Raw genomic sequence first — 16,861 nt, 5'->3', positions numbered from 1 at the left:
TATGTGCGCCGTGCGCGCCCCTGCCCCAGAGCACCGCCCCGGGCGAACGCTCACAGGCCGTACACCCGCGTCGCCGTCCCCGCGAAGATCTCCGCCCGCTCCGCAGGGCTCAGGTGTGCCGTGAGCCGCAGCGCCGTGTCGACCACGACGGCGTAGCTCTCCGCCAGGGTGCTCACCGGCCAGTCGGAGCCGAACATCACCCGGCTGGGTCCGAAGGCGTCCAGCACGGTGTCGGCGAACGGGCGGAGGTCGTCCATCGTCCAGGAGTCCCAGGTGGACTCGAACATGCCGGACAGCTTGCAGACGGTGTTCGGCAGGGCGGCGAGCGCCTTCACCTGGGTGGCCCAGGGCTCCAGGTCACCGGCGGCGATGTTGGGCTTGCCCAGGTGGTCCAGGACGAAGGTGAGCTGGGGCAGCGCGGCGGCGACCGCCACGGAGGCGGGCAACTGGTGCGGCAGCACCAGCAGGTCGTAGACGAGGCCGGCGTCGGCGACCGCGGTCAGACCACGCCGCACATCGGTGCGCATCAGCCACTGCGGGTCGTCCTCGCCCTGCACCTGGTGGCGGATGCCGACCAGGTGCCGCCCGCCGGGCACCGCCCGCAGCCCCGCGAGGGTCTCGGCGACGTCCGGGCGGGTCAGGTCGGTCCAGCCGACCACCCCGGCGACCAGGTCGCTGCCCTCGGCGAGCGCCAGGAACTCCGGGGTCTCCTCGGCCACCGTGACCGTCTGCACCAGCGTCGCGGTGACGCCCTGCGCCTGTGCCTGGGGAGCGAGGTCGTCGAGGCTGAAGTTCCGCCGGATCGGGGCCATCTTCGGCCCGGTGATCCAGTCCTGGTCACGGACGGACAGGTCCCAGACGTGGTGGTGTGCGTCGAGGATCGCGCCGTCCAGCGGGGCCGTTCCCCCCTGCGCGGTCATGGCAGCTCCCATACGATCGGCAGGCCGGCGTCCGCGCCGGCGGGCGAATAGTCGTGGTTCTCGTCCAGCAGCCCCGCCATCCGCGCCTGCCAGGCCACGTTCACCGGAAGCTTCTCCAGCTGGTCGAGCAGGCGAGCGTAGTCCTCGCACTCCAGCAGGTGGAAGAGGTGGGTGCCGCTGCGCCAGATCGTCCAGGAGGTGGCGCCCGCGGCACGGATCGCGTCGGTCAGCTCGACGGGGACCGCGCGGTGTGCCGCCTCGTACTCCTCGATGCGCTCGGCACGGACCGTGGTGTGCAGGGCGACCCTCATCGGTTCCGGTTCTCCTCTCCGCCGGTGGCCGCATGGGGCACCGGCACCTCGTCGGGCAGCAGCCCCTCGGCCCGTAGCTCGGCCCAGAAGTCCGCGGGCACCGCCGTCGCGTACTGGGTGACGCAGTCGTGTGCTTCCTGCGCCGACCGGGCGCCGACGAGCACGCCGGCGACCGCCGGGTGGGCCAGCGGGAAGGCCAGGGCCGCAGCCCGCAGGCTGATGCCGTGCCGCCCGGCCACCTCCTTGAGGCGCAGCGCACGCTCCAGCACGTCGGCGGGCGCGGCGGCGTAGTTGTAGGTGGCGCCGGGCCGCGGGTCGGCGAGCAGCCCGGAGTTGAAGGCGCCGCCGACGACCACGGAGGCGCCGCGTTGCTCGGCCGCGGGCAGCAGGTCGGCGAGCGCCGGCTGTTCGAGCAGGGTGTAGCGGCCCGCGCACAGCACCACGTCGACGTCGGTGTCGCGGACGAAACGGGTGAGCATGGCCGTCTGGTTCATGCCGGCCCCGATCGCACCGACCACGCCTTCCGCGCGCAGCCGCTCCAGCGCCGGATAGCCCGCGCGGAACGCCTGCTCGCCGTGGTCGTCCGGATCGTGCAGGAAGACCAGGTCGACCCGGTCCATGCCCAGGCGTGCCAGGCTCTCGTCCAGGCTGCGGCGTACCCCGTCGGCGCTGAAGTCCCACACCCTGCGGTGCGTGGCGGGCACCGCGAAGCCGTCCGCGAGGTCGTCGCCCACCGGGTCGCCGGTGACCGGCTGAAGGAGCCGTCCCACCTTGGTGGAGAGCGTGAAGTCCGCCCGGGGCCGGTCGGCCAGGGCGGCGCCCAGACGCCGCTCGGACACGCCGATGCCGTAGTGCGGCGCCGTGTCGAAGTACCGGATGCCGGCCTCCCAGGCGGCGTCGATGGCGCCGCGGGCCGCCTCGTCGTCGACCGGCGTGAAGAGACCGCCGATCGCGGCACCGCCGAAGGCCAGCTCGGTGATCGCCACCGGCCCCGAGCGCAGGGTCCGTACCGGGAGCGCCGGTTGTACCGGTTGCGCGTCCACCCCGCTCACCGGCCGGCCGGCCGCAGCCTGAGCCCCTGCATGCCGCCGTCCACGGCGAGTGCGGTGCCGGTGGTGGAACCGGAGTGCGGCCCGGCCAGGTAGGCGATGGCGGCGGCCACTTCGTCGGCGGTCACCAGGCGCCCGGTGGGTTGCCGGGCCTCCAGCGCGGCCCGCTCGGCGACCGGATCGTCGGCGGCGTCCAGCAGCCTGCCGACCCAGGGGGTGTCGACGGTGCCAGGCGTGACGCAGTTGACCCGGATGCCCTCGCGGACGTGGTCGGCGGCCATCGCGAGGGTGAGCGCGTAGACGGCGCCCTTGCTGGCGCTGTAGAGGGCGCGCTGCGGCAGTCCGGCGAGGGCGGCGATCGAGCAGGTGTTGACGATCGCGGGTGCGCGGCCGGCCGCGGCGGAGGCGCGCAGGTGGGGCAGGGCGGCACGGGTGGTGCGGACGATGCCGAGCAGGTTGACGTCGAAGACCCGCTGCCATTCGGCGTCGTCGTTGTCCTCGACGGTGCCCTGGGCGCCCATGCCGGCGTTGTTGACCACGATGTCCAGGCCGCCGAGCGCGTCGGTCGCCGCACCGACGGCGGCGCGCACGGAGGCGTCGTCGGTGACGTCGGCACGGTGCGCGACGAGCGGTCCGCCGGTCTCCGGCAGGTCTGCGGGGTCACGGTCGAGCACCGCGACGTGGGCGCCGCGCCGGGCCAGCAGTTCGGCGGTGGCCCGGCCGATGCCCGAGGCACCCCCGGTCACCAGGGCCTTGTAGCCCGTGAACTCCTGGGCGCCCGTCGGGTCGTCCGTCATGCCGCTGAATCCTTTCGCTCGGCGAGGTCGGCGACCCAGAAGGCGCCGCCCGGATAGGTGTATTCCGCGATCGACTCGGGCCGCATGGTGGCGGAGAAACCCGGCGCGGACGGTGCACGGTAGTGGCCGTCGACGACCACCACCGGGTCGACGAAGTGCTCGTGGAGGTGCTCCACGTGTTCGATCATGCGGTCGTCGGTGGTGCCGGCCAGGGCCACGTAGTCGAACATCGACAGGTGCTGGACCAGCTCGCACAGGCCGACGCCGCCGGCGTGCGGGCAGACCGGGACGCCGAACTTGGCGGCCAGCAGCAGGTTCGCCAGGTTCTCGTTGACGCCGCCGACGCGGGCGGCGTCGATCTGCATGATGTCGATGGCGCCGGCCTGGAGCAGCTGCTTGAAGATGACGCGGTTCTGCACATGCTCGCCGGTGGCGACCTTCACCGGAGCGACGCCGCGGCGGATCGCGGCATGGCCGAGGATGTCGTCGGGGCTGGTGGGCTCCTCCACCCAGTACAGGTCGAACTCGGCGAGCGCCCGGGTCCACTCGATGGCCTCGTCGACGTTCCAGCGCTGGTTGGCGTCGATGGCGAGGCGCACATCGGGGCCGACGACCGAGCGCGCCAGCCGGCAGCGCCGGATGTCGTCCTCGAGGTCGGCACCGACCTTCAGCTTGATCTGGGTGTAGCCCTCGGCGACGGCCTTCGTGGCGAGCCGGGTCAGCTTCTCGTCGCTGTAGCCGAGCCAGCCGGGCCCGGTGGTGTAGGCGGGAAAGCCGCGTTCCAGCAGCCGTTCGATGCGCTCGGCCGCCCCTTCGCGGCCCCGGCGCAGCAGGTCCAGGGCCTCCTCGCGGGTGAGCGCGTCGGTGAGGTAGCGGAAGTCGACCTGGTCCACCAGCCACTCGGGGTCCGCCTCCACGAGCAGCCGCCACAGCGGCTTGTCCGCGCGCTTGGCGGCCAGGTCCCAGGCGGCGTTGACGACCGCGCCGATCGCCATGTGCATCACGCCCTTCTCGGGACCGAGCCAGCGCAGCTGGCTGTCGCCGGTCAGGTCGCGTGCCACCGAGCCGGGGTCGGCGCACACGGCGGACACCGGCCGCCCGATCACGTGCTCGCGCAGCGCGTCGATCGCGGCGACCTGGACGTCGTTGCCCCGCCCGATGGTGAACGTGAAGCCGTGCCCCTCCAGGCCGTCCGCCGCATCCGTGCGCAGCACCACGTAGGCGGCCGAGTAGTCCGGGTCGGGGTTCATGGCGTCGGAGCCGTCGAGCTCCCGGGAGGTGGGAAAACGGATGTCGTAGGTGTCGACCGCGGTGATGCGGGCGTCGGTTGTACCGGTCGGGGTCACAGGAGGCCTTTCGGTCTGGGGTGTTTCCGTGCGCGGCGTCAGTCCTGGGCGCGGCCGGTGGTGACACGGGCGATCACCAGGGCGATCAGGATGATTCCGCCGTAGATGGCCTGGATCCAGAACGAGGGGACCTGGGCCAGCGTGAGCATGTTCTGCACGACGCCGAGCAGCAGGACGCCGGTGAGCGCGCCGAACATGGTGCCCTTGCCGCCGTCCAGGCTGATGCCGCCGATGACCGCGGCCGCGAAGACCGTGAAGATCATGTTCTGGCCCTGGTTGGCGTTGATGGCGCCGACGTAGCCCGTCTGGATCAGCCCGCCGACGGCGGCGAGGGTGCCGGCGACGACGAACACGCCCAGCATGACGCGCTCGACCCGGATGCCCGCGGCGCGCGCCGCGTCCGCGTTGCCGCCGATCGCGTACAGCGCCCGCCCCCACCGGTGGTACTTCAGCATCAGGCCGGCCACCCCGAACGCGGCCAGGGCCAGCCACACGGAGACCGGTACGGTCAGGAACGTGCTGGTGGCGAGCGTGTAGAAGGCATCGGGCAGGCCGAAGAGGGTCTTGCCCTTGGTGGCGCCGACGAGCAGGCCGCGCAGCACGATCAGCATGGCCAGCGTGACGATGAAGGCGTTCAGCCGGAACTTCACCACGAGGATGCCGTTGAAGGCGCCGATGGCCGCGCCGACGGCGAGGATCACCAGCAGCGCCACGCCGGTCGGCAGCTCGGTGCCGAACCCGGACTGGGCGGCCGGCAGCACCAGCAGCGCACCGATGGCGGGCGCGATACCGACGACCGACTCCAACGACAGGTCGAACTTGCCGGTGATCAGCACCAGCGACTCGGCGAGCACCACCATCGCCAGCGCGGCGGACGCGCCCAGGATGGAGATGAGGTTGCGCTGCGTCAGGAACGAGTCGTTGACGATCGCGCCCAGCACCAGCAGCAGGACGAGCGCCGGAACGAGGGCGAGTTCACGGGCCCGGCGCAGCAGCACCGACCGGGCCGCGGCGCGGTCGGCGTCCCGATCCTTCCTGGGGGTGTCCGAGGCCGACGGGGCCTTCGTGTCAGCCAACGTCTACTCCTTCGATCGAGGCGATCAACTCGCGGTCGCTCCAGCCGGCGGCGTGCTCCGCGACGACCCTGCCGTGGAAGAGGACCAGCACGCGGTCACAGCGCCGCAGGTCGTCGAGCTCGTCGGAGACGACCAGCACGGCGGTGCCGTCCTCGCGTGCGCTGTCCACCCGCGCGAGCAGGGACTCCTTGGACTTCACGTCGACCCCGGCGGTGGGGTTGATCAGCACCAGCACGCTGGGATCCGAGGCGAGCGCCCGGGCCATCACGACCTTCTGGGCGTTGCCGCCGGACAGGTCGGAGACCGGCTGGTCGGGGCCCTGGGTGTGGATGTCGAGCCGCTTGATGAGGTCGCGTGCGACCGAGCGGCGCCGCTCGGTGCCGACGAACCCGTAGCGGCCGAGGCGCTCGAGGACGCTCATGGTGGTGTTGTCACCGATGGTCATGCTCTTGACCAGGCCCTGTTCATGCCGGTCGCGTGGCACGCAGCCGACGCCGGCCCGCAACGCGGCCTGCACGTCGCCGAACGGCAGCCGGCTGCCGGACACTTCGGCGCTGCCCTGGTGGGGGGTGTGCAGGCCGGCCAGGGTCTCGGCCAGTTCGATCTTGCCGCTGGCGCTGGAGCCGGCGAGACCGACGACCTCACCGCGGCGCACGGTCAGGTCCACGCCGTCGTACGCCTCGCCCGCCAGGCCCTCGACCGCGAGCACCACCGGTGCCTCGTCGGGCACCGCATCGCGCGCCTCGTCGACCCGGTCGGCGATCCGCTCGCCCGCCATGGCCTCCACCAGCTCCGCCCGGCCGAGTTCGGCGACCGGCGCGGTGGTGATCCAGCGGGCGTCCCGCAGCACGGTGACCGTCTGGCAGACCTCGTAGACCTCCTGGAGGTGATGGGAGATGAACAGGAAGGTGACGCCGGCCTCTTGCAGCCCCCGCATACGGGTGAACAGCCGCTCGATCTCGCGCTTGTCGAGCTGCGCGGTCGGCTCGTCCAGGACGATGAAGCGGGCGCCGAAGCTCAGCGCCCTGGCGATCTCGACCATCTGCCGGTCCTCGACCTTGAGCTCGGCGGTGCGCACGTCGGGGTCCACCCGGACGTTCCAGGTCTCCAGGACCTGGGCGGCCTCGGCACGGAGTTTGCGCCAGCTGAGCAGACCGCCGCGGCCGGTGGTGCGACGGGCCGCGGCTGCGTACTCGGCGGACTCGGCGGAACGCTGCCGGGCGGCCCGGCCCGGGCGGAGCCGGGACGGCCGGGTCAGGTGGATGTCGGCGAGGAAGAGGTTCTCGGCGACGGTCAGTTCCGGAATGACGGTCGGGTACTGGTAGACGCAGGCCACCCTGCGCCGCCAGGCGCTGCGGTCGGCGAGCTGCGGCGCCGGCTCACCGTCGAAGAAGACGGTCCCCGCGTCCGGCGCCTGAAGCCCGGTCAACACGCTGACCAGCGTGGATTTACCCGCGCCATTACGTCCGACGAGGGCGTGCGACTCGCCGGGCCGCACGCTCAGCCGGCCGTCAGCGAGCGCGACGGTGGGGCCGTACCGCTTGACGATGCCCCGGGCCTCGGCGAGCGGCGGCGGCGAAGAGACGGCGGGCGTGGCGGATGCGGAACTGCTCGCGTCGCTCATTTGACCGTGTTGCCCCACAGCTTCGGGTCGTCGACGTTGCTCTTGGTGACCAGCGGCGCCGGCAGCTGGTCTTCGAGGATGCCGTTCGGCAGCTTGACGATGACCGAGTCATGGTCGGTCGGGCCCGGCTTGAACGTCTTCCCCTGCATCGCCGCCTTGATGTAGTACATGCCGTACTTGGCGTAGGAGTCGGCGGGCTGCGAGACGGTGGCGTCGATCTCACCCTTGCGGATGGACGCGTACTCCTGCGGGATGCCGTCGTTGGAGACGATGGTGATGTGGCCCTTCTGCCCCGCCTTCTTCAGCATCCCCTTCGACTTCAGGGTTTGCAGGGTGGGCGCCAGGTAGACGCCGCCGGCCTGCATGTAGATGCCCTTGATGTCGGGGTTGGCGTTGAGCAGGGTGTCCAGCCTGGACGCCGCGGCGTCGGACTCCCACTTCGCCGGGATCTCCAGGACCTTCAGGTCCGGGTACTTCTTCTTGACGCAGGTGCGGAACGCCTCGGAGCGGTCCCGGCCGTTGACGGACGCCAGATCGCCCATGATCTGCACGACTTTGCCGCTCTTGACGTGCTGCCCGAGGTAGTCGCAGGCCTTCTTGCCGTACGCGACGTTGTCGGCGCGCACCACCATGGCGACCTTGCCCTTCTCGGGCGCGACGTCGACGGCGACCACCGGGACGCCCTTGCGGTCGGCCTGGTCGAGGCCGGCGGAGATCGCGGCGCTGTCCAGGGGGGCGACCACCAGGCCCTCGACGCCCTCGTTCAGCTGGTTGTTGATGTCGGTGATCTGCTGCGAGGGGTCGCCGTTGGAGTTGACCGTGCGCAGCGCGTCGACCTTCTCGGACTTCGCCATCTTGGGCACGTAGTCGTTGTACGACTGCCAGAACGGGGAGGTCAGCATCGGCAGGATGACGCCCACCTTGCCGTTGCCCTTGCCGTCTCCGCCGCCCTTCGCCGCGCCGGTGTCGTTGGTGCTGCCGCACGCCGTGAGCACGAGGGCCGCGCAGGCGGCCACCGCCACTGCACTCCCCCACTGCCTGAAGGACGTGGGAGGTACCCCCACCGCCCGCGATGTGATTCGCCTGTTCCGCACTGTCCTGCCGGCCATCTGACGGCACTCCTCACTCGCGGTGAACGGGAGCGAACGCGCGCAGACCGCGCGCCCGGCCGGGCGTCCAACCCCGGCCGGACGAATATTTATCAGACCACTCAACTATGGCAACACCCTCTGTCGGGAAGTTTTCGCCGTTTTCCTGCGAAGACTCCATGCCGTCTTTTCTAGTGGTCGGACCACATCGTCGTTAGACTGCGCCGCACTCAAGGCAACGGGAGGACCTGCGTGAACCACAGCGCCGAGAGCGCCCCGCAGAAGGGCACGGTGACGCAGCGCGCCATCGAGCAGATCAAGGCGATGATCGCCGAGGGTCGTCTGGAGCCCGGCGAACGGCTGCCCACGGAACGTGAGCTCGCGGCGCAGCTCGGCATCTCGCGTAGCTCCATGCGGGAGGCGATCAGGGCGCTGACGGTGATGGGCATGCTGGAGGCCCGGCACGGCTCGGGCATCTACGTGACCCGGCTACAGGCCGAGGACCTGCTGGAGACGTTCGGGGTGGTCGCGGACCTGTCCCGGGGTCCGGCGCTGGTGGAGTTGATGGAGGTGCGGCGGATCCTGGAGTCCACGGCGACCGCGCTGGCCGCCGCGCGCATCACCCCGGACCAGCTCACCGAGGTCGACAAGCATCTGTCCGCGATGAGCGCCACCGACGACTGGGAAAGCATCGTCGCCCACGACCTCGCGTTCCACCGCGCCATCGCGGCGGCGGCCGACAACGACACGATGGCGGCGATCCTCGAGGGCCTCTCCTCGCGCACCTTCCGTGCCCGGGTGTGGCGCGGCTACCAGCAGGAAGGCGCGTTCGAGCGCACCCGGCGCGAACACGAGCGCATTTACGCTGCGCTGGCGGCACGCGATCCCGAGGCGGCGCGCGCCGCGGCGGCCGCGCACGTCGGCGGCGTCGAGGAGTGGCTCAAGGGCCAGCTGGACGGCTGAGACCGCGCAGCCCTCCCTGCCGGGGGGCGCCGGGGCGCCGGGGCGCCGAAAGCGCCAAAAGGGGCGCGGGGAACTGCGCGACCGGCCACGACGAGGCCCGCAGGTCGCCACCGCACCAAAGGGGCAGTCTCGGCCGTCGCCGGACCACCAGCCGGTGGCGGGTTACTCGCTCAGTTCGCCGCGCCCCTGACGGAGCGCCGCAGGCGCAATAAAGGGGGGCGCGGGGAACTGCGCGACCGGCCACGACGAGGCCGTCAGGTCGTCACCGTCCCGGTGGGGCTGTTTCTGTCGCAGCCGGACCACTCGGCCGGTGGGAGCTGAGCGCGCAGTTCCCCGCGCCCCTTATGTGGCGCCGGAGGCGCCCCCCTCACGCCCGCCGTAGGCGGAGGGTCATCAGCTGGAACGGGCGCAGCGCGACGGAGATCGCATCTCCGTCACGGTCCGGCCCCGTGGCGTCGGCCAACGGACGCTCCAACAGGTCCGTCACGGTCACGGCGGCAACCGGGAAGCCCGCCGTGACCACCGCCTTCGCCCGCCCACCGAGCGCTTCGTGGAACCGCACCACGACATCCCCGCTGCCGTCGTCCGCCAGCTTGACCGCGGTGACCACCACGACGTCGTCGTCGACGGTGACCAGCGGTGCAACCTCGGCCGCGCCGCCGGTGTGCCGTTCGGGCAGGTTGATGCGGTAGCCCTCGCGCACCGCGTCACCGATCGCCGCGCCCGGTACCAGCGCGTGCCGGAAACGGTGCACGCCCTGGTCGGTCTCGGGGTCGGGGAAGCGCGGGGCGCGCAGCAGCGAGGCCCGTACCGTGGTGGTGGTGCCGCCGTCGGTGCGCACCGTGCGGGTCACGTCATGGCCGTAGGTCGAGTCGTTGACCAGCGCCACGCCCCAGCCGGGCTCGTCCAGGTGGACGAAGCGGTGGTTGCAGGCCTCGAACTTGGCGGCCTCCCAGCTGGTGTTGGTGTGGGTGGCCCGGTAGAAGTGCCCGAACTGCGTCTCGGAGGCGTACCGCTCGGCGTGCAGGTCGAGCGGGAAGGCCAGCTTCAGGAACTTCTCCGTCTCGTGCCAGTCGACCTCCGTGGCGATGTCGAGTCGCGACTCGCCCGCAGCCAGCGTCAGCACCTGCGTGACCGTGGAGCTGCCGAAGGAGCGCACGATCCGCACCCGCGGACCGGCCCCGTCCTCCCCCGGACCCGCGTCGGCCACCACCTCGTCCGCTGCGACGAGGTCGGTGACGGAGTTGCGGTAGAAGGCGTCGACGTCCCAGGCGTCCCACATGTTGGGGAAGTCGGGGTGCAGCTGGAGCAGGTTCGCCGCCCGTCCCGGTGCGATGCTCTCGCGATCGGCCGCCAGGTCGTACGCGGAGACCACCAGACCGTGTCCGTCGATCTCCACCCGGAGCAGGCCGTTGTCCAGTACGTGGCCGGCGTCGGGGCGTGCCGAGAGGGTGACGGGGGCGCGGTCTGCCGGCACCGCGGCGCCGCCGGCCGGCACCCCGTCGCGTGCGTGCGGTGCCGCGTTGAAGACCAGCGGCAGGTCGCCCTCGCCGGCCAGCGCCCGCTGCGCGCCGGCGATGATGCCGTGCAGTTCCTCGGCCACCTGCTGGTACGTCCTGCGGGCTTCGCGGTGCACCCAGGCGATGGACGAGCCGGGCAGGATGTCGTGGAACTGGTGCAGCAGCACCGTCTTCCACAGCCGGTCCAGCTGCTCGTGGGGGTAGGCGAAGCCGGTGCGCACGGCGGCGGTGGCGGCCCACAGCTCGGCCTCGCGCAGCAGGTGCTCGCTGCGACGGTTGCCCTGCTTGGTCTTGGCCTGGCTGGTCAGGGTGGCGCGGTGCAGCTCCAGGTACAGCTCGCCCACCCAGACGGGCGCCTCGGGGTACTCGGCCTCGGCCTTTTCGAAGAACTCCTTCGGGGTCTCCCAGACGACGCTCGCCGCGCCCTCCAGGCCGCCCATCCGCGCCGACCGGGCGACCATCTCACGGGTGGTGCCACCGCCACCGTCGCCGAAGCCGGTCGGCGCCAGCGAGTGCCGTGCCCTGCCCTTGTCCTTGAAGTTGCGGACCGCGTGGGCGATCTCACGGCCCGACATCTCGCAGTTGTAGGTGTCCACGGGCGGGAAGTGGGTGAAGATCCGGGTGCCGTCGATGCCCTCCCAGCGGAACGTGTGGTGCGGGAAGGAGTTCGTCTGCGACCAGGAGATCTTCTGGGTGAGCAGCCACTTGCTGCCGGCCGCCTTGATGATCTGCGGCAGGCCGGCGGCGAACCCGAAGGTGTCGGGCAGCCAGGCCTCCTCGTTCTCGATGCCGAACTCGTCGAGGAAGAACCGCTTGCCGTGCACGAACTGCCGGGCCATCGCCTCCGAGCCGGGCATGTTGGTGTCGGACTCCACCCACATGCCGCCGGCCGGCACGAACCGCCCCTCGGCCACGGCCTTCTTCACCTTCGCCCACACCTCGGGCCGGTGGTCCTTGATCCACGCCCACTGCTGGGCCTGCGACATGGCGAAGACGAAGTCCGGCTCGTCCTCGATGAGCGCGGTCATGTTGGCGGCGGTCCGGGCGACCTTGCGCACCGTCTCGCGCAGCGGCCACAGCCAGGCCGAGTCGATGTGCGCATGGCCGACCGCGCTGATGCGGTGCGCCGAGGCCACCGCGGGCTCGGCGAGCACCCCGGCCAGCCGGGACCGGGCCGCGGCGGCGGAGCCGTTCACGTCCTGGAGGTCGACCACGTCCAGGGTCTGCTCCACGGCGCGCAGCAGCTCCCAGCGGCGCGGCGACTCCAGCGGCAGCTCGTGCATCAGCTCGCCGGCCACCTCCAGATCGGTGATCAGCTGCCACACGGTCTCGTCGAAGACCGCGAGCTCCATGCGGCCCAGCGTGTACAGCGGGTCGCTGCCGGCGGACCCCTTGTCGCCGAGCGGGGTGGGTGTGAAGGGGACGGGGCCCATGATGTCCGGGTTGGAAGCGGCCTCGATGTGCAGGTGCACCTGCTCGCCCCCCTCGACGGGGGACCCGATGCGCACCCACTGGTTGCGCGGGTGCACGCCCTTCACCGGGGTGCCGTCGGGGCGGTAGACCAGGCCTTCGCACTGGAATCCGGGCCCGGCCTGGTGGAAGCCGAGGTCCAGTACGGCCTCGACGGTGCGGCCCGCCCAGTCGGCCGGGACGGTGCCGGTGACGCGGAACCAGCTGGTACCCCACGGGGCACCCCACCGCTCGCCGGTGGAGATCGGCTCGGGCTCGGCCGCCAGGCCCTCCTCTACGGGCACCGGCTCATCGGGGGCATGCCACACCGCCACGTCGAGGGGCACGGACTGCGGATACACGGCCGGCCTGATGCGCTCGTCGAGGACACGCCTGAGCCGGGACTCGACCAGTGTGCGGTCGTCATGCATGAAGGATGCTCCGTTGCGTTGCTGGGGTGCTGTCGGGTGTTTCCGTGGTGGGACCGGTGAGGCTGGCGGGACGGGTGGGATGGATAGTGCGGTCCGATACGAGTCGGCGTACGAGTCGGCGCAGGCCAGCGCGGCCGTGGTCGCCGGCTCACCGGTTCGTGACCCATGACTCGCTGGTCCGTGACTCGCTGGTCCGTGACTCGCTGGTCCGTGACTCGCTGACTTACTCGGTCGCTGAGTCGCTGAGGACGGTGCTCGGTGGGACGCGGGAAGGGGGAAGGGGACGTGACGGGCGGGTCGTTGGGGTCGGTGGTCGAGGAGGGCCGGTGTGCATCCGGTGAGGAACGGACGCTCCGGCGGTCGGATACGGCTCTGCCACGGACGGTACTGCCCGGCCGACGGCACGCCCATCCTGCATTCACGGAAAATCCCCGGTCACCGTGGGGCCCGATATCCGAAAGGTCCCGAGCTGCGTGCGTCCCTGCGCACGGTGCGGGATGTGCCGGCGTGCGTGTCGCGGCCGGCTCCGGCCGGGGCCAAGGTGCACGGCCACCCTGCCAGGGTTACGTTGGCTGAAGGTCCTTCGAACTGCTCTGCCGCAGGCAGCGGAAGGAGTGGTGTCCGGTGGTCGTCACCCTCGTCGCCCCCGTCGACGGAGCCGACCGCCGCAGCGCGCCCGCCGGCGCTGCCCGGTGACGTCGTGGTGATCGACTCGGTGCGCCCCACCAGGAACCACCCGCAGCTGGTGTGGTGCGTGGCGCTGCTGGTGGGGGGCGCCCTGGCGGACCTCTACGGGCCGGAGCCCTACATGGGGCTGCCGCTGCTGGCCGCGGCTCCGATCGTCGCCGGCGCCCTGCTGACCTTCCGCCTGGCGCTGTGCCTGCTCGTCGTCGCCTGCCTGCTGTCCCTCGGGCTCGACGTGTACCTGGGCCGTGAGATGGTCGCGCTGATCATCAACGCCGCCGACATCGCGATCGTCGGTGTGGTGGCGCTGGCGATCAACGTGATGCTGTACCGGCAGAGACGACAGCTCGTGCGGACCCTCGACGTCGCGGAGGCGGCCCAGCGGGCGATCCTGCCGGACCTGCCGGACACGGTGGGGCCGCTGCGGATCGCGGCCTGCTACGAGGCGGCGATGGCCGAGGCCCGGATCGGCGGGGACCTGTACGCGGTGCAGGACACCCCGTTCGGGGTACGGGCGTTGATCGGCGACGTACGCGGCAAGGGGCTCCAGGCCGTCGGCACGGTCTCGGTCGCCATCGGTGCGTTCCGTCAGGAGGCGGAGCACGTCCCGTCGCTGGTGGAGCTGGCGCAGCGGTTGGATGACGCGCTGAGCCGGGAGAGCGAGCGCCGGGCCGCGCTGACGGACTCCGAGGAGTTCACGACCGCGGTGCTCGTCGAGTTCTCGGCCGACGGGGCGACGGTGCGCCTGGTCAATCTGGGGCACCCGGCGCCCTGTCTGGTGCACGACGGCGCCGTGACCCGGCTCGACCCGGGCGACCGCCGGCTGCCACTGGGCATGCAACTGCCCGGGATGGGGCAGGGGGCGGTGTCGTCCGTGGACACGGTACGGCTCCCCCCGGGGGCGTTCCTGCTGCTGATCACGGACGGTGTGGTCGAGGCACGGGACAGCAGAGGAGTCTTCTACGATCCGGTCTCCGGGGTACTCGCCCACCGTACGTTCAAGAATCCGCACGAACTGGTGCAGGCGCTCGTCGACGACGTCAAGCGGTGGACCGGGGGCGGTCAGCAGGACGACATGGCAGCGGTGGTCTTCGCCCACGGCCATCCGGCGGCGCACCACACACCGCTCCCTCGCCTGTGACGGCCCTTACGGCGCGTGGCGCGCTGTGCGGTGGCGGCGCCCAAGGCCCGTGCGGCCCCGGCAACGGGGCGCACGGGAGGGGCAGTCGACGCCGGTGGTTCAGTCGACGCTGGGGAGGATGTGGGGCTCGGCGAGGTCGTCCTCGTAGCCGGCGAGGCGGATCGGTGCTGATCTGGCCCAGACGTCCAGGCTGCCGAGGGTCTCGGGGCCGGCGGAGAGCCGCTCGGTGCCCTCCCTGGGGGGCAGTTCGCTCGTCGTCTTCTCTGGTGTCACCGCGCACTCCTTCTGTGTCGGGTAACCCGCGGGACAGGCTGCCGGCCCGCCGTGGACCAGGCGCCTACACCCGGTGGGGCTTGGGAGGATCAGCTGAAATGCGGTCGCGGTGGCGCCGGTGGTTCGCTGGGAGCAGGCCATGACCGGTTGGTCCCGGTCGTACATGGATCCGGATGTGGCTCCGAGAACGGACTTTCCGTTCCAGGTTAACCATGTGAGCGCATGCCCGCTCGATAGCGAAGAATACTAGGGGCGCCCCGGCGCTGCCATCGGTTTCTTCTCAGCCATGATCCGTCGGATGCGTACACCACGCAGGCGGGCGCCGCCCACCCGGGGGACCGGGGCCGGCCCTGCAAGCCTGCCGCAGGTCGCCCGGCCCCGCCGGACAGCGCCATGCGGGCCTGGCGGCTCGTTCGGCGGAGCGCCCTCAGGCGGCACGGCGGCCGCTGATCCGTTCGGGTGAGGGCGAGCGAGGCGGGGACCCGGCAGCCGGAAAGATGACCGGAAATACCCGTACCGCGGGTGCAGGCCCTGCCCGGTCACCACCGGCCGGGCCGGTAGTCCTTCAGGAAGATGCCGTAGAGGTCCTCGCCCGCTTCGCCGCGCACGATGGGGTCGTAGACGCGCGCTGCCCCGTCGACGAGGTCGAGGGGGGCGTGGAATCCGGCGTCGGCGAGGCGCATCTTGTCGGGATGGGGTCGCTCGTCGGTGATCCACCCGGTGTCCACCGCCGTCATCAGGATGCGCTCGCTGGTGAACAACTCCTGGGCGCTGGTGCGGGTCAGCATGTTCAGCGCTGCCTTGGCCATGTTCGTGTGCGGGTGGCCGGCGCCCTTGTAGCCGCGGTCGAAGACGCCCTCCATCGCGGAGACATTCACGACGTAGGCGCGCCGCGCACCGGCCGCGACGGCCGCGGCCATGGCCGGGCGCAGCCTGCTGATCAGGATGAACGGCGCGGTGGAGTTGCAGAGTTGCACTTCGAGCAGTTCGACCGGGTCGACCTGGTCGACGGACTGCACCCAGCTGTTGCTGTCGTGCAGGTCGGGCACCAGACCGCCGGCGTCGATCGCGGTGCCGGCCGCGATCCTGGCGGGCGCGGCGGAGCCGGAGACGAGGGCCAACTCGGTGACGTCCCGGGCGCTCAGGCCGCCCTGGCGCGCGCCGGGCAGCGCGGCCACCGCTCCGGAGCCGAAGGAGCCGATCACCTCGGCCGCGGGCAGCTGACCGGTGGGCTGCGGTGCGGACTCGGCGGCCAGCAGTTCGCGGTACGCCTCCGGGGAGCGGCGCACGGTCTGGGCGGCGTTGTTGATCAGGATGTCGAGGGGGCCCTGGGCCGCGACCGAGTCGGCGAGCGCGACGACCTGCGCCGGGTCACGCAGATCGATCCCGACGATCTTCAGCCGGTGGATCCAGTCGTCGCTGTCGTCCATCGCCTTGAAGCGGCGTATGGCGTCGCTCGGGAAGCGTGTGGTGATCGTGGTGTGGGCACCGTCCCGCAGCAGCCGCAGCGCGATGTACATGCCGATCTTGGCCCGGCCGCCGGTGAGCAGCGCGCGCTTGCCGGAGAGGTCCGTGCGGGCGTCGCGCCGGGCCCGGTTGTCGATGGCGCACTCGGGGCACAGCTGGTGGTAGAAGGCGTCGACCTCGGTGTAGCGCGTCTTGCAGATGTAGCAGGAGCGCGGGCGGCGCAGGATGCCGGCGATCTCGCCCCGGGTGGTGGACGAGGGCAGCACGCCCCGGGTCTCGTCGTCGATGCGCTCGGCCGAGCCGGTCGCGGTCGCCTCGGTCACGGCCTTGTCGTGGGCGGTCTTGGCGGCGCGCCGTTCCTGACGGCGGCGCTGCTTGACGGTGCGGTAGATGCCCGAGGTGGCGCGGCGCACCGCGATCGCGTCGGGGTGGTCGACCTCGAGTGTGCTGAGCTCGTCGAGCACGCTGAGGCAGACGGCGAGCCGCTCGGGGTCGATGCCGGGGCCGTACCGCGCCTCGTGCTCCTCCGCGAGCCGGGCTTCGGGCACGGAGGCCATCGCGGCCCCGGGCGCCTCGGCACGGGGCCCTGGGGCCCGGACCGAGCTGACATCGTGCTCGGGGCCGTCGTCTGTCACCGTCATTGCCGCGTGCCCTTTTCCACTCTCCGCCTACCCACCGGCTCCCCCGGTTCGCCGGGCGCCTTCGGCACGCCCACAGAAGAC

13 protein-coding genes are annotated in these 16,861 nt (G+C 71.7%); 2 read left to right on the top strand and 11 right to left on the bottom strand.

The genetic code is table 11. The features are described from left to right. Positions 1-50: 50 nt before the first annotated feature. From NQO67_RS02780 to NQO67_RS02745, 8 genes are read right to left on the bottom strand one after another with little or no spacing between them, the layout of a single operon-like run. Complete coding sequence (locus tag NQO67_RS02780; RefSeq protein ID WP_255945923.1) at positions 51-920, bottom strand: amidohydrolase family protein; 870 nt, start codon at positions 918-920, stop codon at positions 51-53. Further along, complete coding sequence (locus tag NQO67_RS02775) at positions 917-1,231, bottom strand: L-rhamnose mutarotase (RefSeq protein WP_255945922.1); 315 nt, start codon at positions 1,229-1,231, stop codon at positions 917-919. Before NQO67_RS02775 ends, NQO67_RS02780 begins: the two co-directional genes overlap by 4 nt. Further along, complete coding sequence (locus NQO67_RS02770) at positions 1,228-2,274, bottom strand: aldo/keto reductase (RefSeq protein WP_255945921.1); 1,047 nt, start codon at positions 2,272-2,274, stop codon at positions 1,228-1,230. The genes NQO67_RS02775 and NQO67_RS02770 overlap by 4 nt, the downstream gene beginning before the upstream one ends. A 5-nt stretch (positions 2,275-2,279) precedes the next feature. Beyond that, the gene (locus NQO67_RS02765; protein WP_255945920.1) at positions 2,280-3,077 is read right to left on the bottom strand and encodes an SDR family NAD(P)-dependent oxidoreductase; all 798 of its coding nucleotides are present in this window, start codon (positions 3,075-3,077) and stop codon (positions 2,280-2,282) included. Continuing rightward, complete coding sequence (locus tag NQO67_RS02760; RefSeq protein WP_255945919.1) at positions 3,074-4,423, bottom strand: L-fuconate dehydratase; 1,350 nt, start codon at positions 4,421-4,423, stop codon at positions 3,074-3,076. The genes NQO67_RS02765 and NQO67_RS02760 overlap by 4 nt, the downstream gene beginning before the upstream one ends. Before the next feature lie 38 nt (positions 4,424-4,461). After that, on the bottom strand, positions 4,462-5,499 hold the full coding sequence (locus NQO67_RS02755; protein ID WP_255945918.1) for an ABC transporter permease: 1,038 nt from the start codon (positions 5,497-5,499) through the stop codon (positions 4,462-4,464). Continuing rightward, positions 5,492-7,123, bottom strand: coding sequence for a sugar ABC transporter ATP-binding protein (locus NQO67_RS02750; RefSeq protein WP_255945917.1), 1,632 nt, complete (start codon positions 7,121-7,123; stop codon positions 5,492-5,494). Before NQO67_RS02750 ends, NQO67_RS02755 begins: the two co-directional genes overlap by 8 nt. After that, positions 7,120-8,232, bottom strand: a complete 1,113-nt coding sequence (locus NQO67_RS02745; protein ID WP_255945915.1) for a sugar ABC transporter substrate-binding protein — start codon at positions 8,230-8,232, stop codon at positions 7,120-7,122. The genes NQO67_RS02750 and NQO67_RS02745 overlap by 4 nt, the downstream gene beginning before the upstream one ends. A gap of 231 nt (positions 8,233-8,463) precedes the next feature. Here NQO67_RS02745 and NQO67_RS02740 point away from each other — a divergent pair, with 231 nt between their 5' ends. Further along, positions 8,464-9,174: a FadR/GntR family transcriptional regulator gene (locus NQO67_RS02740; RefSeq protein WP_255945913.1), complete on the top strand. Its 711-nt coding sequence runs from the start codon at positions 8,464-8,466 to the stop codon at positions 9,172-9,174. A gap of 367 nt (positions 9,175-9,541) precedes the next feature. Here NQO67_RS02740 and NQO67_RS02735 read toward each other — a convergent pair whose 3' ends face one another. Next, positions 9,542-12,574, bottom strand: a complete 3,033-nt coding sequence (locus NQO67_RS02735; protein WP_255945911.1) for an alpha-mannosidase — start codon at positions 12,572-12,574, stop codon at positions 9,542-9,544. Positions 12,575-13,274: 700 nt separating this feature from the next. On the opposite strand from NQO67_RS02735, the gene NQO67_RS02730 reads away from it, so the two are divergent. Then, positions 13,275-14,399 carry a PP2C family protein-serine/threonine phosphatase gene (locus NQO67_RS02730; RefSeq protein WP_255945909.1) on the top strand — a complete coding sequence of 375 codons (1,125 nt, stop codon included), beginning with the start codon at positions 13,275-13,277 and terminating at the stop codon, positions 14,397-14,399. 99 nt (positions 14,400-14,498) lie between these two features. Here NQO67_RS02730 and NQO67_RS02725 read toward each other — a convergent pair whose 3' ends face one another. Both NQO67_RS02725 and NQO67_RS02720 read right to left on the bottom strand, forming a co-directional pair. Beyond that, on the bottom strand, positions 14,499-14,672 hold the full coding sequence (locus NQO67_RS02725) for a hypothetical protein (RefSeq protein ID WP_255945907.1): 174 nt from the start codon (positions 14,670-14,672) through the stop codon (positions 14,499-14,501). A 539-nt stretch (positions 14,673-15,211) separates the two neighbouring features. Beyond that, positions 15,212-16,780 carry an SDR family NAD(P)-dependent oxidoreductase gene (locus NQO67_RS02720; RefSeq protein WP_374118888.1) on the bottom strand — a complete coding sequence of 523 codons (1,569 nt, stop codon included), beginning with the start codon at positions 16,778-16,780 and terminating at the stop codon, positions 15,212-15,214. Positions 16,781-16,861 lie beyond the last annotated feature (81 nt).

The sequence above is a fragment of the Streptomyces odontomachi genome, from assembly GCF_024435355.1.
Lineage (GTDB): Bacteria > Actinomycetota > Actinomycetes > Streptomycetales > Streptomycetaceae > Streptomyces > Streptomyces odontomachi.
The sequence above is the reverse complement of the archived record's forward strand: the minus strand, read 5'-3'. Positions and strand labels throughout refer to the sequence as shown.

Bases quoted from the DNA above. Each gene is read 5' to 3' on its own strand.
- NQO67_RS02780 (WP_255945923.1), bottom strand. From the start codon at position 920: ATGACCGCGCAGGGGGGAACGGCCCCGCTGGACGGCGCGATCCTCGAC.
- NQO67_RS02775 (WP_255945922.1), bottom strand. From the start codon at position 1,231: ATGAGGGTCGCCCTGCACACCACGGTCCGTGCCGAGCGCATCGAGGAG.
- NQO67_RS02765 (WP_255945920.1), bottom strand. From the start codon at position 3,077: ATGACGGACGACCCGACGGGCGCCCAGGAGTTCACGGGCTACAAGGCC.
- NQO67_RS02750 (WP_255945917.1), bottom strand. From the start codon at position 7,123: ATGAGCGACGCGAGCAGTTCCGCATCCGCCACGCCCGCCGTCTCTTCG.
- NQO67_RS02745 (WP_255945915.1), bottom strand. From the start codon at position 8,232: ATGGCCGGCAGGACAGTGCGGAACAGGCGAATCACATCGCGGGCGGTG.
- NQO67_RS02735 (WP_255945911.1), bottom strand. From the start codon at position 12,574: ATGCATGACGACCGCACACTGGTCGAGTCCCGGCTCAGGCGTGTCCTC.
- NQO67_RS02720 (WP_374118888.1), bottom strand. From the start codon at position 16,780: ATGACGGTGACAGACGACGGCCCCGAGCACGATGTCAGCTCGGTCCGG.